Here is a 15,076-nt window from a genome sequence, read left to right as displayed (position 1 = left end):
AATTTAGTCATGGCAAAACCTGCTGCTCGTCCTCGTAAAAAAGTTAAAAAGACAGTGGTTGATGGCATCGCCCACATCCACGCGTCGTTTAACAACACAATCGTCACCATTACCGATCGTCAAGGTAACGCTCTTTCTTGGGCTACCTCCGGCGGTTCGGGTTTCCGTGGTTCACGCAAGTCCACCCCGTTCGCTGCTCAAGTAGCTGCCGAGCGTGCTGGTCAAGCCGCGCTGGAGTACGGTCTGAAAAACCTCGACGTCAATGTCAAGGGTCCAGGCCCAGGTCGTGAATCCGCTGTCCGTGCATTGAACGGCTGTGGCTATAAGATCGCCAGCATCACCGACGTGACGCCAATCCCGCACAACGGGTGCCGTCCGCCGAAGAAGCGCCGCGTGTAATCCAGGAGACTGTAAGAAATGGCTCGTTACATTGGTCCAAAATGCAAACTTGCTCGTCGTGAAGGCACCGATCTCTTTCTGAAGAGCGGCGTTCGCGCTATCGAATCCAAGTGCAACATCGAAGCAGCTCCAGGCATCCACGGTCAACGCCGCGGTCGCCAGTCCGATTACGGTACTCAGCTGCGTGAAAAGCAAAAAGTCCGTCGTATCTACGGCGTTCTCGAGCGTCAGTTCAGCGGCTACTACAAAGAAGCTGCCGGCAAGAAAGGCGCAACAGGCGAAAACCTGCTGCAATTGCTCGAATGCCGTCTGGACAACGTTGTATATCGTATGGGCTTCGGCTCGACTCGTGCCGAATCCCGTCAACTGGTTTCGCACAAGTCGATCAGCGTCAACGGCAAAACCGTTAACGTTCCTTCTTACCAGGTTCGTGCTGGTGACGTAGTCGCTATTCGCGAGAAGGCCAAGAACCAACTGCGTATTGTCCAGGCTCTCGATCTGTGTGCCCAACGTGGCCGCGTAGAATGGGTAGAAGTAGACACTGAGAAGAAATCGGGCGTTTTCAAGAACGTTCCAGCTCGCAGTGATCTATCCGCCGACATCAACGAAAGCCTGATTGTCGAGCTCTACTCCAAGTAAGGGCTAGAAAATAGGTGCATCCATGCAGATTTCGGTAAATGAGTTCCTGACACCCCGCCACATTGATGTGCAGGTTGTCAGTCCAACCCGCGCCAAGATTACTCTCGAGCCTCTCGAGCGTGGTTTTGGCCATACCCTGGGCAACGCGCTTCGCCGCATTCTGTTGTCCTCCATGCCCGGCTGTGCAGTAGTCGAGGCCGAGATTGACGGTGTACTCCATGAGTACAGCGCCATCGAAGGTGTACAGGAAGACGTAATTGAAATCCTGTTGAACCTTAAAGGTCTGGCTATCAAGCTGCACGGTCGAGACGAAGTTACGCTGACCTTGTCGAAGAAGGGTTCGGGGGTGGTTACCGCTGCCGATATTCAGCTGGATCATGATGTCGAGATCGTTAATCCCGATCACGTAATCGCTAACCTGGCGTCTAACGGCGCCTTGAACATGAAGCTCGTAGTAGCTCGTGGTCGTGGTTATGAACCGGCAGACTCGCGTCAGAGCGATGAAGACGAAAGCCGCAGCATTGGTCGTCTGCAGCTTGACTCTTCGTTCAGCCCAGTACGTCGCATCGCCTACGAGGTGCAAAACGCCCGTGTCGAGCAGCGTACCAACCTGGACAAGCTGGTTATTGATATGGAAACCAACGGTACTCTGGATCCTGAAGAGGCTATCCGTCGTGCTGCAACCATTCTGCAACAGCAGTTGGCTGCGTTCGTCGACCTCAAAGGTGACAGCGAACCAGTGGTAATCGAACAGGAAGATGAGATCGATCCGATCCTCCTCCGTCCGGTTGACGATTTGGAACTGACCGTGCGTTCGGCCAACTGCCTTAAGGCGGAGAACATTTACTACATCGGCGACCTGATTCAGCGTACCGAAGTAGAACTGTTGAAGACTCCGAACCTGGGCAAGAAATCCTTGACCGAGATCAAGGATGTCCTGGCTTCTCGTGGTCTTTCCCTCGGCATGCGCCTCGACAACTGGCCGCCTGCAAGTCTTAAGAAGGACGACAAGGCGACTGCCTGATCGTCGTAATCACCGAACGTTGTGTTTGGTAAGGAATGAACCATGCGTCATCGTAAAAGTGGACGTCACCTGAGCCGTACCAGCTCTCACCGCAAGGCCATGTTCCAGAACATGGCGGTGTCGCTGTTCGAGCACGAGCTGATCAAAACTACCCTGCCGAAAGCCAAGGAACTGCGTCGCGTTGCCGAGCCGCTGATCACTCTGGCCAAGGTAGACAGCGTTGCTAACCGTCGTTTGGCTTTCGACCGTACTCGTTCGAAAGAAATCGTTGGTAAGCTGTTCAACGATCTGGGCAAGCGCTATGCAACCCGTCAGGGCGGCTATCTGCGTATCCTCAAGTGCGGTTTCCGCGCTGGCGACAACGCGCCAATGGCGTACGTCGAGCTGGTTGATCGTCCTGTCGGTGGTGTTGTAGAAGCTGCTGAATAAGACGTCAGTCTGAACAAAGAACCGGGCCTTGTGCCCGGTTTTTTGTTTTTGAAATTCGTAAAAACTATCAACTCGCATAATTTAATAAATTTGAGAGTGTTTCAGTTCTGACCAATAATCCTCCCCAGACCATTAGCCAGCCTATAAGACTGAGGAAGAATCCAATGAGCCAGACCAAAACGCTTACCACTGCCAGTGGCGCGCCTGTCGCGGACAACCAGAACTCTCGCTCCGCCGGTCCTCGTGGCCCGTTGCTGCTGGACGATTTTCACCTGATCGAGAAGCTTGCTCACTTCAACCGCGAGAACATCCCTGAGCGTCGTGTGCACGCCAAGGGTTCGGGGGCTCACGGTACTTTTACAGTCACCCGCGACATTACCCAATACTCCAGCGCCAAGCTCTTCGAGTCGATCGGCAAGCAGACGCCTATATTCCTGCGCTTCTCTACGGTCGGTGGTGAGCGTGGTTCGGCTGACACCGAGCGTGACCCGCGTGGTTTCGCTGTGAAGTTTTACACCGAAGAAGGTAACTGGGACATCGTGGGTAACAATACGCCGGTGTTCTTCATTCGCGACCCGCTGAAATTCCCGGACTTCATCCACACCCAGAAACGTCTGCCGCAGAGCAACCTGAAAAGCGCGCAAATGATGTGGGACTTCTGGTCGTACTCTCCAGAAGCGTTGCACCAGATCACCATCCTGTTCTCGGATCGCGGCATCCCTGATGGCTACCGCCATATGCATGGTTTCGGTAGCCACACTTACAGCCTGATCAGCGCTGCGGGTGAGCGTCACTGGGTCAAATGGCACTACAAGTCCAAGCAGGGCATCAAGAACCTGACGCCGGCTGACGCTGCACGTCTGGCAGGTACTGACCCGGATTACGCACAGCGCGACCTGTTCACCGCCATCGAGCGTGGTGATTTCCCGAAATGGCAGGTGTGCATCCAGTTGATGAGTGAAGCTCAGGCTGCCAACCATCACGAGAACCCCTTCGACGTGACCAAGACCTGGTCGCAGAAAGAGTTCCCGTTGATCGAAGTCGGTGAACTGGAGCTCAACCGTAACCCGCTCAACTACTTCGCTGAAGTCGAGCAGGCTGCTTTCGGTCCGAGCAACATGGTGCCTGGCGTAGGGCTGTCGCCTGATCGCATGCTCCAGGGGCGTGTGTTCGCTTACGCCGATGCTCATCGCTACCGTGTAGGCACCAACCACCAGCATTTGCCGATCAATGCTGCGAAAAGTCCGGTAAACAGCTATCAGCGTGACGGCGCCATGGCGCTTGGCATTAACGGCGGTGCAGCTCCGAACTACGAGCCAAACAGCTACGGCGATGCGCCAAAGCAGGCGCCTCGTTATGCCGAGCCGGCTCTGGCGTTGAGTGGTGCTGCCGATCGTCACGATCATCGTGAGGACACCGATTACTACAGTCAGGCTGGCAAGTTGTTCAACCTCATGGACGCCGACCAGAAGGCATTGCTGATCAGCAATATTGCCGGCGCAATGCAGGGCGTTTCCAGTGATGTGGTGCAGCGCCAGTTGCAGTACTTCTTCCAGGCCGACCCGGCTTATGGCGAAGGTATTGCCAAAGCCCTGGGCGTCAAACTGGGCTAACTCGAAGTGAGAAACAGAACCGCCCTCATTTGGGCGGTTTTTCGCTTCTTATAGGCCGTTTTTCGCCGCTTTTTATTGGATTATTGCGTTTTTGGAAGTGACCTGACAGTCAGCTTGGTTCAAACTATGGCCTTTCAGCAGGGAGATCTGGTGCGATGCAAGGCCATCCAGAAGTAATCGATTATCTGAACACGTTGCTCACTGGCGAATTGGCTGCTCGTGACCAATATTTCATCCATTCGCGCATGTACGAAGATTGGGGTTTCGCCAAGCTCTACGAACGTATCAATCATGAAATGGAAGAAGAGGCGCAACACGCCGATGCCCTGATTCGCCGTATCCTGATGCTCGAAGGCACGCCTCGCATGCGTCCGGACGATCTGGAAATCGGTACGACTGTGCCTGAAATGCTCGCCAACGACCTGCGTCTTGAATACAAGGTGCGTGCTGCGCTGTGCAAAGGTATCGAGCTGTGCGAACTGCACAAGGATTACATCAGCCGCGACATCCTGCGTCTGCAACTGGCTGACACCGAAGAAGATCACACCTACTGGCTGGAGCAGCAGATGGGTCTGATCAAGGCTATCGGTCTGGAAAACTATCTGCAGTCGCAGTTCTGATTCCACAGCCCGTATAGCAAAAAGCCCCTGCACACTCATGTGGCAGGGGCTTTTTCATGTTGCGTGTTTACGCAATCCGCCGACTCAAGCGCGGTCCCTTATCAGAAGGGGCTTGAGATAGTGGCCGGTATAGGATTGCTCCATCTGCGCGACTTCTTCTGGCGTACCGGTGGCGATAATCTGCCCACCCCTTGAACCACCTTCCGGACCGAGATCCACCAGCCAGTCGGCTGTCTTGATGACGTCCAGGTTGTGCTCGATCACGACCACGGTGTTGCCGTGATCGCGCAGACGATGCAAGACATCGAGCAATTGCTGGATATCGGCAAAGTGCAGACCGGTGGTGGGTTCATCGAGGATGTACAGCGTCTTGCCGGTATCACGCTTGGAAAGCTCGCGAGACAGCTTGACCCGTTGTGCCTCGCCGCCCGACAGGGTTGTCGCCGACTGCCCCAGCTTGATGTAGGAAAGCCCGACATCCATCAGTGTCTGGAGCTTGCGCGCCAGAGCCGGAACGGCATCGAAGAATTCACGAGCTTCCTCGATGGTCATTTCCAGCACTTCGTGGATGTTCTTGCCCTTGTATTTGATTTCAAGGGTTTCGCGGTTGTAGCGCTTGCTCTTGCACACGTCACACGGCACGTAAATGTCCGGCAGGAAGTGCATCTCGACCTTGATCAGGCCATCACCCTGGCACGCTTCACAGCGTCCGCCCTTGACGTTGAACGAGAAGCGCCCAGGACCATAACCGCGAGAGCGCGACTCCGGCACACCGGCAAACAGCTCACGAATAGGCGTGAACAAACCCGTGTAGGTCGCCGGGTTCGAGCGAGGTGTACGGCCGATCGGGCTCTGGTCGATATCCACAACCTTGTCCAGATGCTGCAAGCCATTGATGCTGTCGTGGGTCGCGGCTTCCAGAGTCGTTGCGCCGTTGAGCGCCGTGGCACTGAGCGGGAACAGGGTGTTGTTGATCAGCGTCGACTTGCCAGAGCCGGAAACACCGGTCACGCAGGTCAGCAGGCCAATCGGGATATCCAGGTTCACATTGCGCAGGTTGTTGCCGCGCGCGCCCTTGAGCGTAAGCGACAGCTTCTTGTTACGCGGCGTGCGCTTGGCCGGTACTTCAATCTTGACCCGGCCTGACAGGTACTTGCCTGTCAACGAGTCAGGATGGCTCATCACCTCGTCAGGCGTACCCTCAGCGACGATATTACCGCCATGCACGCCAGCGCCCGGTCCGATGTCCACGACATAGTCCGCAAGGCGGATAGCGTCTTCATCGTGTTCGACCACGATCACCGTATTGCCGATATCCCGCAGATGCTTGAGCGTGCCCAGCAAACGGTCGTTATCGCGTTGATGCAGACCAATCGACGGCTCGTCGAGGATGTACATCACACCCACCAGGCCGGCACCGATCTGGCTCGCCAGACGGATACGCTGCGCTTCACCGCCCGACAGGGTATCGGCACTGCGATCCAGGGTCAGGTAATCCAGTCCGACATTGACCAGGAACTGCAGACGCTCGCGGATCTCCTTGAGAATCTTGTCGGCAATCTCGCCACGACGTCCGGTCAGCTTCAGACCGCTGAAATAATCAGTGGCATCGCCAATCGGCAGGTTGGTGACCGCAGGGAGAGTTTTCTCGCCGACCCACACGTGACGCGCTTCGCGACGCAGGCGAGTGCCACGGCAGTCCGGGCAAGGCTGAGTACCGAGGAACTTGGCCAGTTCTTCACGAACCGTTGCCGATTCAGTTTCCCGGTAACGGCGCTCAAGGTTCGGCACGATGCCTTCAAACGGATGCGCACGTTTGACGATATCGCCGCGATCATTGAGGTAACGGAAATCGACATTCTGTGTGCCGCTGCCGTTGAGCAGGATTTTCTGTGTTTCGGCAGCCAGCTCCTTGAACGGTACTTCCAGACTGAAATCGTAGTGCTTGGACAGCGAGCCCAGCATCTGGAAGTAATAGACGTTACGCCTGTCCCAGCCGCGTATTGCGCCTTCTGCCAGCGTCAGTTCGGCATTGACCAGTCGCTTCACATCGAAGAACTGCTTCACACCCAGGCCGTCGCAGGTAGGGCATGCGCCAGCCGGATTGTTGAAGGAAAACAGCTTGGGCTCCAGCTCACTGATGGCATGACCGCAGATCGGGCAGGCAAAGCGCGCAGAAAAGATGATCTCTTCGCCAGGCTCATCGTCCATGGGCGCGACCAGCGCAATGCCGTCGGCCAGCTTCAGGGCCGTTTCGAAGGACTCTGCCAGACGCTGCTGCAAGTCCGGACGCACCTTGAAGCGATCCACGACCACATCAATGGAGTGCTTTTTCTGTTTATCCAGCTTGGGCAGTTCGTCTAGCTCGAACAGCTTGCCGTTGACCCGAGCCCGGACGAAGCCTTGAGCACGCAGCTCCTCGAACACCGAAAGATGCTCACCCTTGCGCTCACGAATGACCGGAGCCAGCAGCATCAGTTTGCTGCCTTCGGGCTGCGCCAGCACCAGATCGACCATTTGGCTGACCGTCTGGGCCTCCAGCGGAATATCGTGATCCGGGCAGCGAGGTTGACCGACTCGCGCATACAGCAGGCGCAGGTAGTCGTAGATCTCGGTAATGGTGCCGACTGTCGAGCGCGGGTTGTGAGAAGTGGATTTCTGCTCGATGGAAATCGCAGGCGACAGGCCTTCGATGGTGTCCACGTCCGGTTTTTCCATCATCGACAGAAACTGGCGGGCGTAGGCTGAAAGAGATTCGACATAACGGCGCTGGCCTTCGGCGTACAGCGTATCGAATGCCAGCGATGACTTGCCGGAGCCGGACAGGCCGGTAATAACGATCAGTTTGTCGCGCGGAAGGGTCAGGTCTATGTTTTTCAGGTTGTGGGTTCGTGCCCCACGTATCAGGATCTTGTCCACTGCGGCCTCGCTTGGCGGGCATAAACATCGGAGTATACGGCTGCATGCCATTACGCGGCAAAGCGTCGCGTACATCTCGTGTATGTGCTGTACCACGATGGGACTGGTAGAATCGCCGCCGGTTCACACGAGGTTTTTCCATGCACGATCCCTATAGCGAACGGATGAGTAGCGGTGAGACACGCGCAGCAGGCGGTCTGGCCCTGGTATTCGCTTTCCGAATGCTTGGCATGTTCATGGTTCTGCCGGTCCTGGCGACCTACGGCATGGACCTGGCTGGCGCTAGCCCGGCTCTTATTGGCCTGGCCATCGGGGCCTACGGATTGACCCAGGCCGTGTTGCAGATCCCGTTCGGCGTCATCTCCGACCGGATCGGGCGACGACCGGTGATTTACCTGGGCCTGATCGTTTTTGCTGCAGGCAGCCTGGTGGCCGCCAATGCCGACACGATCTGGGGCGTCATCATCGGACGGGTCCTGCAAGGTGCTGGCGCTATATCCGCGGCGGTCATGGCCTTGCTGTCAGACCTGACGCGCGAGCAGCATCGCACCAAGGCCATGGCCATGATCGGTATGACCATCGGCCTGTCGTTCGCTATCGCCATGGTGGTAGGACCTTTGCTGACCGGCGCGTTCGGCCTGTCGGGGCTGTTCCTCGCGACGGGCGGCATGGCGCTGTTGGGGATCCTGATCGTGGCGTTCGTCGTTCCGAAAGCCAATGGTCCGTTATTGCACCGTGAGTCGGGCGTTGCCAAACAGGCCCTGGGCGCGACCCTGCGTCACCCGGACCTGCTGCGTCTGGATTTGGGTATCTTCGTGTTGCACGCGATGCTGATGTCCAGTTTCGTCGCATTACCGCTGGCGCTGGTGGAAAAAGCCGGTCTGCCCAAGGAGCAGCACTGGTGGGTCTACCTCACGGCGTTGCTGATCTCTTTCTTCGCGATGATCCCGTTCATCATTTACGGAGAAAAAAAGCGTCAGATGAAGCGTGTGTTGCTCGGCGCCGTCACAGTTCTGATGCTCTCTGAGCTATCCTTCTGGGCATTCGGCGACACGCTGCGGGCGCTGGTGATAGGGACAGTGGTATTCTTTACCGCGTTCAACCTGCTGGAAGCGTCCTTGCCGTCACTGATCAGCAAAGTATCGCCGGCGGGCGGAAAAGGCACGGCGATGGGAGTTTATTCAACCAGCCAGTTCCTTGGTTCGGCTGCAGGTGGGATACTCGGCGGCTGGTTGTTCCAGCATGGTGGGCTCGACGTGGTTTTCCTGGGAGGCGCCGGCATGGCCGCCATCTGGCTTGCCTTTGCGGTAACCATGCGTGAACCGCCTTACGTGACGAGCCTGCGCCTGCCGTTGTCAGCCGAGGCACAGCGTGAAGCAGGCCTGGCAGAGCGTTTAATGTCCGTAGCAGGCGTGACGGATGCAGTGGTGGTGGCAGAAGAGTCCGCCATCTATATCAAACTCGATACAAAATTATTGGATCGTGCGACTCTGGAAAAGCTGGTCAATCCAGCACCGGAAGCGTGCGAAGCCTAGGAGAACGTTATGGCCCGTGGGGTTAACAAAGTCATATTGGTCGGTACATGCGGCCAGGATCCCGAAGTTCGCTACTTGCCTAACGGTAACGCCGTGACCAACCTGAGTCTGGCAACCAGCGAACAATGGACTGACAAGCAGACCGGTCAGAAAGTCGAAAAGACCGAATGGCACCGTGTTTCGATGTTCGGCAAGGTTGCCGAGATCGCTGGCGAATACCTGCGCAAGGGTTCCCAGGTCTACATCGAAGGCAAGCTGCAAACCCGTGAGTGGGAAAAAGACGGCATCAAGCGCTACACCACCGAAATCGTCGTCGACATGCAAGGCACCATGCAACTGCTGGGCGGCCGTCCACAAGGCGACTCCCAACAAGGTCAGGGCGGTGGCAACTACGGCAACTCCGCACCGCGTCCACAGCAGTCGCGCCCGCAATCGGCTCCGCCACAGCAGTCGTATTCGCAACAGCCACAACGCGAATCCCGCCCGGCTCCGCAACAGCAAGCGCCACAGCCGGCGGCTGATTTCGACAGCTTTGATGATGATATTCCATTCTGACTTATACCTGATAGAATACTGTAAAGTATTTACCTGAAACCCCCGCCCTGCGGGGGTTTTTGATTTTTTGAAGTGTAAAATATTGATTGATCTCGCTATACAAGTCTTTTACCATGCAGAAATGTAAAAAATGGAAGATTTATGGCGCTGTCGGTCAGGCGGTTCATAGGTGGTGATGGGGAGCGCCACGCGATCCTGGTGGACGAGGCAGGAATGCCTCTCTTCTATCCTGCCCTGTGGGTAACTGTGACCCTCCGAGGAGGGGCACGGGCCGTGAACACGATCCATAACGCGCTAAATGCGATTAAATGCCTCTACGCTTGGCAAGATATATACGCTCTAGATGTCGAGCACAGATTCTCCAGGGGTGCGCTCCTGAATCCTTATGAGGTTCATTCGCTCAGAGACTTCCTGCAGGAGTCTCTCTCGCAGAAGGCGGACGGTAAGGTTATTCCCTTCTCGCGAAAGAAAAAGACCGTCAGCCCTAGCAGCCAGTACGCAAGGATGACTGTGGCCGCAGAGTTTCTTGAGTTTCTTGCTAGACGGGTCTGTCCATCCTCGGAGGAGTCTGAGAAGCGGATCGCCGCGATGGTGGCCCAGATCAAAGCGAATCGTCCAAAACAAACAACAAAAACGATGGGTGGTGAACGAGAAGAGAAACACTTGGAGGATTCGGCTCTGGATGCCTTGGAGACTAAGCTGAGGCCTGGTGCGGAAGGGAATCCGTTTACAGACTATTCCGTCCAGTTTCGAAATGCCCTTATGTTCGCAATTCTTCGCACTACCGGAATGCGGCGAGGCGAATTACTCAATCTGAAGGTCGACGATATAAATTTCGGGGCGAACATCCTGAAGATTGTGAGGCGACCAGATTCCCCGCACGATATACGCCGGTATCAGCCGGTAGCAAAGACACGCGAGCGCCAATTTCCTCTCGATGCTGAACTCGTGAACCGTATTCATGAATATGTGGCGCAGCACCGCAGTAAGCTTGCGGTTGCTAAGCGGCATGGCTATCTCTTTGTTACTCATAAGGAAGGCAGGTATCAAGGAGCACCCATTTCTAACTCGGCCTTCAGTAAGTTCATCGAGGCCCTGACGGGAATAGTCGGCGCGATTCACGCACACAAACTCCGGCATCATTGGAATTACTCATTTTCAAGCCTGAGCGCCGCGAAAGGTTTGTCTGCTGCAAGAGAGGAAAAGCTGAGATCGTACCTGATGGGGTGGGAACAGAACTCGGGAACAGCAGCGATCTACAACCGCAGGCATATCAAGCAAGAAGCGGCCGAGTCGATGTTGGAGCTTCAATGCAAGATGCTGGCCAAGAAAAAGGACAGCACAAATGACCAGTAACAAGCTGGCATTAGGCACCGTAGCAGTGAAATGGTTTTTCACGCGCGACGGCTATGAAGTCGATTTCAATGCGCCAAGCTGGAAGCTTAGCAAGGATGTCAGCGTTCGCATCTCCAATGCATCCCAGTTTTTGACCGATCAGATGTACGAATCATTTAGAGAGGTGTTGGCGTTTTATGCGAAAGGCAATTCTCCGGAGTACGTGGAGTCTCTAAGTTATCGATGCGTGCATTATTTCCGTGCGATGAGCGCACTGCCGTTATTTAGCGTCGAATCGCTTATTTCCTACCGTGCCTTGCTGGGGCGAAAAGGCGAACCGGGCTTGGCTGTATTGCGAACTTTCATCAGAAAGTGGGCGTCGCTTGGGTATGATGGGATTCCTCCTGAGACCATTCGCCTGCTAGATAAATGGACGCTTTCCGGCGGGGACCGAGGAAATCCTATACGTTCGATGTGCCCTGAGCGTGGTCCCCTGACGGATATCGAAATGGACGCAGTTCTCACGGGGGCAATTGACGCATATGAGGCAGGCAAACTTTCACTTTCGGTCATGTCGCTTGCAATGACCGTGATGGTGACGGGACGCCGACCGGCACAAATTACGGCACTGAAAATCGGCGACTTGCAGAGCCGCTCTGGAAAGTACTTCTTGAATGTGCCACGGGCCAAGCAACGGAATGAAGGTGGCTGGCGAAGGACATTCAAGCAAGTGCCAATCGTGGAGGATCTTTGGTTGCTAGTACAGAAACAAGCCGATCTGGTATGTCGAGAGTTTGAGATGCTGGCTCCAGTACCTTCCGAGCTGAGCGTGAAGCTTCCCTTATTTCCAAACTATGCAGCGTTTAATCAAACTGAAGAGATTGCTGCGCAACTCGACAGCGACAGGCTGCATATGCGGGTCGGAATGCTGCAGGAAATTATGATCAAAGTCTCCGAAAGGATATCGGTAAATAGCGAGCGAACCGGTGCGCCGATTCTGATTAATGCATACCGCTTTCGATACACGCTGGGCACTAATCTCGGACGCGAAGGTAAAGGCGAGTATGTTATCGCAGAGGCCCTGGATCATACAGATACACAGCACACTGGCGTTTATGTAAAAAACCTTCCAGAGATCGTAGAGCGAATCGATAGGGCTGTTGCGTATCAGCTTGCCCCTATCGCTCAAGCATTTCAAGGGGTGGTAATTAAAACAGAGCTTCTGGCGCGGCGCGGAGACGACCCGAGCAGTCGTATCTCGAACGGCACCGAGAACGTGGGAAGCTGCGGAAGCTATGGTTTTTGTGGCGCGCTGGCCCCGGTCGCCTGCTATACCTGTAGCCATTTTCAGCCTTGGCTCGATGGTCCGCACGAGGGAGTACTCGAGCATCTGCTACAAGAGCAGGCCAGAGTTCTAGAGCTCACCGGCGATCGCAAGGTTGCTTCCGTAAATGATCGTTTGATCCTTGCCGTAACCGATGTAGTTATCCGCTGTAAGAGCATGAAAGATGAGGTAGTTCGTGGCTGAATACCTGCTGTTCACGCCGAAGCACGAGCGCGACTGCCGTAAAAATCTTGCGGAGTTCGTGGAGATGTGTCGCGACCGATTGACGGTATTCGGCGAAGACCTGGACTGGGACGCAGATCGTTGGCCTGGAGTAGCGAACTTCACCGTGATTGGTGCGAACTCACGGAGCTATAAACCCAAGCATCTTCTGGATGCGGAGATAATGCCTTTCGCCAAAGCCTATCTTAGATATCAACAAGGGCATAACCCTACAATACTGAAAAATGAACTGAAGGCGCTTCGTTGTATTGAAAAAGCCCTCCTCCAAACGTGCGGCCGAGCCGATATGACATTGGTTAGCGCTCAGGTGTTGGACGTAGCGGCGGACATTGCCAGAGAATATAAGGCGACGGCTTATCAAGCTGGGATACAGCTCGTTAAGCTGGTGGGGTTCCTCAATGAGTCGGGCATCATCCATAAGCAAATTACATGGAGGAGTCCATTTCCGAAGCCCAAGGAATTGAATCGGACTGACGCAGATGGAAAAAGAAAGCGAGTAGCGAAGATTCCGTCAGATCAGTGCCTCGAATATATGGCTGAGATGTTTGCGAATAATTTTAATGATCCTCGCGACTGCTTTACTACTTCAATCTTTGGCCTTCTTATGTGCGCACCGTCGCGTATCGCCGAAGCCCAAGAGTTATCAGTCAATTGTTTGCATCACGAAAAGGACCGGCATAGCGTCGAGCGAATAGGTCTTCGATGGTGGGCGGGAAAGGGGTTCGGAAGTGATATTAAATGGATACCCACTATTTTTAAGGATGTTGCCCAAGAGGCGGTACGTCGATTGACAGCTCTCTCCGAATCAGGCCGGCGGCTGGCGTCATACTACGAGGGGAATCCGGGCAAATTCTATCGACATGAGGGCTGCCCAGACGTTGATGAAAATGAACCTCTTACGCTACGGCAGATTGAGGAAGCGCTTGGGCTGAAACCGAACGGAGGTGGTTCAGTTAGTTCATTCTTCAAAAACTATGAGCCGTACCGTGCGATTCGCGCGGCCGGTAGCCCTGTGACGTTGGCGTTTCTACACGCGTATTGCCTTAGTCAGCTTCCGAAGGGCTGGCCGTGGTTGAGAAAAGATCTGGGAATTAAGTATTCGAACGCGCTCTGCATCTTCCGGGCTCATGAGCTTCGTCCCGATTTGAACACAAGCCCTGTGCTGCTCTGGAGGCCAGATAATAATGCATTCACGGATGATTTGAAGGTAGTTGCCGGGCGGAATAAGAAGAGCATTTGGCAGCGCCATGGTTATAAGAACCCCGACGCGTCGGAAATCTGCATGACATCACACCAAATCCGACACTTTTTGAATACAGCAGCCCAACGTGGTGATCTTGGTCAGTTGGATATTGCGAAATGGTCTGGTAGGGCAAACATTCATCAGAACGCCGTCTACAACCATATGGCGGATGGTGAGTATGTTACGGCCGCCCGCGAAGCGGGAATTGGTAATGGACTGGTCGCGAAAATTAAGGTCAGTGCGCCGGTCACATTCAGCGATCTGCAGGCTATCGGCGACGGGGTAGCGCATGTCACCGAATTCGGATTCTGCGTCCACGATTATTCGATGGTGCCATGCCAACGTCATCGTGACTGCTTGAATTGCACTGAGCAGGTGTGCGTTAAAGGGGATACCGAAAAGCTTGAGCGGTTGAAGCTGCAGCGCACCGGTATTCATTTGCAGCTAGAGAAGGCTAAGTCGGCATCAGCCGACGGCATGTATGGAGCGGATCGTTGGACACAACATCAGCGTAAGACGCTGGAGCGGGCAGATGCTCTTATTGACATGCTGGAGTCACCTCAGACGCCTGAAGGAGCAGTTATCTGGCTCAGCAATGACCAAGAGCACAGTCCGTTAAAGAGGGCGATTGCCGCTCGGTCATCGGAACATGTGCTGGACCAGTCGTCCGCATCAGATCTTGATGAAATCCGTTTGCTGTTGGCGGGAGCATAGACATGGCGAAACATCTCACCATAAAGAATATCGAAGCCCTCGTTGCACTTATTGACGTTTGGGAAGGGAAACTGACATGGGAAGCTTTATGTGAAGAAGGCGCGAAGCTGATCGGTTCGCGCCCAACACGACAGACGTTAAACGCTCATGAACAGATTAAGAATGCTTACTTAGGTTACAAGGCTCGTACAAAGTCAGGTTATATTTCTTCCAGAAGGCCGGCTAGCTTGAGTATCGCGGAGCAGCGGATTCGCCGCCTGGAGGGCGAGAATAATCGCCTAAAAGAAGATAATGACAGGCTGCTCGAGCGATTTATTAGATGGCAGTACAATGCCTACAAGTTCGGAATGTCAAAGGAGAAGTTAGAGGCTCTTTTGCCTAAGGTCGACCGTGACTCGTCTGAGAAACTGAGGTCATAAATCCCTAAGATTGCTTGTAATTAAGTAAAATTTTTAATCAAGGACACTCCGTCACGTATTGAGGG

13 protein-coding genes are annotated in these 15,076 nt (G+C 54.7%); 12 read left to right on the top strand and 1 reads right to left on the bottom strand.

Annotation, left to right across the window (positions count from 1 at the left end; all coding sequences use genetic code 11):
* Window positions 1–9: 9 nt before the first annotated feature.
* The 6 genes from rpsK to bfr all read left to right on the top strand — a co-directional run bounded on the left by rpsK (window position 10) and on the right by bfr (window position 4,724).
* Entirely contained in the window at window positions 10–399 is a 390-nt protein-coding gene (gene rpsK / locus CKW23_RS15115) for a 30S ribosomal protein S11 (RefSeq protein ID WP_002555466.1), read from the top strand.
* Window positions 400–417: 18 nt separating this feature from the next.
* Window positions 418–1,038, top strand: a complete 621-nt coding sequence (gene rpsD / locus CKW23_RS15110) for a 30S ribosomal protein S4 (protein ID WP_025262045.1) — start codon at window positions 418–420, stop codon at window positions 1,036–1,038.
* A gap of 22 nt (window positions 1,039–1,060) precedes the next feature.
* The gene (gene rpoA, locus CKW23_RS15105; RefSeq protein ID WP_025262044.1) at window positions 1,061–2,062 is read left to right on the top strand and encodes a DNA-directed RNA polymerase subunit alpha; all 1,002 of its coding nucleotides are present in this window, start codon (window positions 1,061–1,063) and stop codon (window positions 2,060–2,062) included.
* Window positions 2,063–2,104: 42 nt separating this feature from the next.
* The gene (gene rplQ / locus CKW23_RS15100) at window positions 2,105–2,491 is read left to right on the top strand and encodes a 50S ribosomal protein L17 (protein ID WP_025262043.1); all 387 of its coding nucleotides are present in this window, start codon (window positions 2,105–2,107) and stop codon (window positions 2,489–2,491) included.
* A 164-nt stretch (window positions 2,492–2,655) separates the two neighbouring features.
* Complete coding sequence (locus CKW23_RS15095) at window positions 2,656–4,104, top strand: catalase (RefSeq protein ID WP_095067808.1); 1,449 nt, start codon at window positions 2,656–2,658, stop codon at window positions 4,102–4,104.
* A 155-nt stretch (window positions 4,105–4,259) separates the two neighbouring features.
* A complete protein-coding gene (gene bfr, locus CKW23_RS15090; RefSeq protein WP_095067807.1) occupies window positions 4,260–4,724 on the top strand; it encodes a bacterioferritin in 465 nt (154 codons plus the stop codon).
* A gap of 84 nt (window positions 4,725–4,808) precedes the next feature.
* Here bfr and uvrA read toward each other — a convergent pair whose 3' ends face one another.
* Window positions 4,809–7,643, bottom strand: a complete 2,835-nt coding sequence (uvrA, locus tag CKW23_RS15085) for an excinuclease ABC subunit UvrA (protein ID WP_177434644.1) — start codon at window positions 7,641–7,643, stop codon at window positions 4,809–4,811.
* Between the two features lie 140 nt (window positions 7,644–7,783).
* Between uvrA and CKW23_RS15080 the strand changes: the two genes are divergently transcribed.
* The 6 genes from CKW23_RS15080 to CKW23_RS15055 all read left to right on the top strand — a co-directional run bounded on the left by CKW23_RS15080 (window position 7,784) and on the right by CKW23_RS15055 (window position 15,011).
* Window positions 7,784–9,178 carry an MFS transporter gene (locus CKW23_RS15080; RefSeq protein ID WP_095067805.1) on the top strand — a complete coding sequence of 465 codons (1,395 nt, stop codon included), beginning with the start codon at window positions 7,784–7,786 and terminating at the stop codon, window positions 9,176–9,178.
* Between the two features lie 9 nt (window positions 9,179–9,187).
* A complete protein-coding gene (locus tag CKW23_RS15075) occupies window positions 9,188–9,733 on the top strand; it encodes a single-stranded DNA-binding protein (protein WP_095067804.1) in 546 nt (181 codons plus the stop codon).
* 141 nt (window positions 9,734–9,874) lie between these two features.
* Window positions 9,875–11,089, top strand: a complete 1,215-nt coding sequence (locus CKW23_RS15070) for a site-specific integrase (RefSeq protein ID WP_095067803.1) — start codon at window positions 9,875–9,877, stop codon at window positions 11,087–11,089.
* Window positions 11,079–12,596: a site-specific integrase gene (locus tag CKW23_RS15065; RefSeq protein ID WP_095067802.1), complete on the top strand. Its 1,518-nt coding sequence runs from the start codon at window positions 11,079–11,081 to the stop codon at window positions 12,594–12,596. The genes CKW23_RS15070 and CKW23_RS15065 overlap by 11 nt, the downstream gene beginning before the upstream one ends.
* Window positions 12,589–14,592, top strand: coding sequence for an integrase (locus CKW23_RS15060; protein WP_095067801.1), 2,004 nt, complete (start codon window positions 12,589–12,591; stop codon window positions 14,590–14,592). Before CKW23_RS15065 ends, CKW23_RS15060 begins: the two co-directional genes overlap by 8 nt.
* A 2-nt stretch (window positions 14,593–14,594) precedes the next feature.
* Window positions 14,595–15,011 carry a hypothetical protein gene (locus CKW23_RS15055; protein WP_095067800.1) on the top strand — a complete coding sequence of 139 codons (417 nt, stop codon included), beginning with the start codon at window positions 14,595–14,597 and terminating at the stop codon, window positions 15,009–15,011.
* Window positions 15,012–15,076 lie beyond the last annotated feature (65 nt).

Origin of the sequence: Pseudomonas sp. Irchel 3A18 (assembly GCF_900187465.1) — a bacterium.
Lineage (GTDB): Bacteria > Pseudomonadota > Gammaproteobacteria > Pseudomonadales > Pseudomonadaceae > Aquipseudomonas > Aquipseudomonas cichorii.
The sequence above is the reverse complement of the archived record's forward strand: the minus strand, read 5'-3'. Positions and strand labels throughout refer to the sequence as shown.

Bases quoted from the DNA above. Each gene is read 5' to 3' on its own strand.
- CKW23_RS15055 (WP_095067800.1), top strand. From the start codon at position 14,595: ATGGCGAAACATCTCACCATAAAGAATATCGAAGCCCTCGTTGCACTT.
- rplQ (WP_025262043.1), top strand. From the start codon at position 2,105: ATGCGTCATCGTAAAAGTGGACGTCACCTGAGCCGTACCAGCTCTCAC.
- CKW23_RS15080 (WP_095067805.1), top strand. From the start codon at position 7,784: ATGCACGATCCCTATAGCGAACGGATGAGTAGCGGTGAGACACGCGCA.
- bfr (WP_095067807.1), top strand. From the start codon at position 4,260: ATGCAAGGCCATCCAGAAGTAATCGATTATCTGAACACGTTGCTCACT.
- CKW23_RS15075 (WP_095067804.1), top strand. From the start codon at position 9,188: ATGGCCCGTGGGGTTAACAAAGTCATATTGGTCGGTACATGCGGCCAG.
- rpoA (WP_025262044.1), top strand. From the start codon at position 1,061: ATGCAGATTTCGGTAAATGAGTTCCTGACACCCCGCCACATTGATGTG.
- rpsK (WP_002555466.1), top strand. From the start codon at position 10: ATGGCAAAACCTGCTGCTCGTCCTCGTAAAAAAGTTAAAAAGACAGTG.
- CKW23_RS15070 (WP_095067803.1), top strand. From the start codon at position 9,875: ATGGCGCTGTCGGTCAGGCGGTTCATAGGTGGTGATGGGGAGCGCCAC.
- CKW23_RS15065 (WP_095067802.1), top strand. From the start codon at position 11,079: ATGACCAGTAACAAGCTGGCATTAGGCACCGTAGCAGTGAAATGGTTT.
- rpsD (WP_025262045.1), top strand. From the start codon at position 418: ATGGCTCGTTACATTGGTCCAAAATGCAAACTTGCTCGTCGTGAAGGC.
- CKW23_RS15095 (WP_095067808.1), top strand. From the start codon at position 2,656: ATGAGCCAGACCAAAACGCTTACCACTGCCAGTGGCGCGCCTGTCGCG.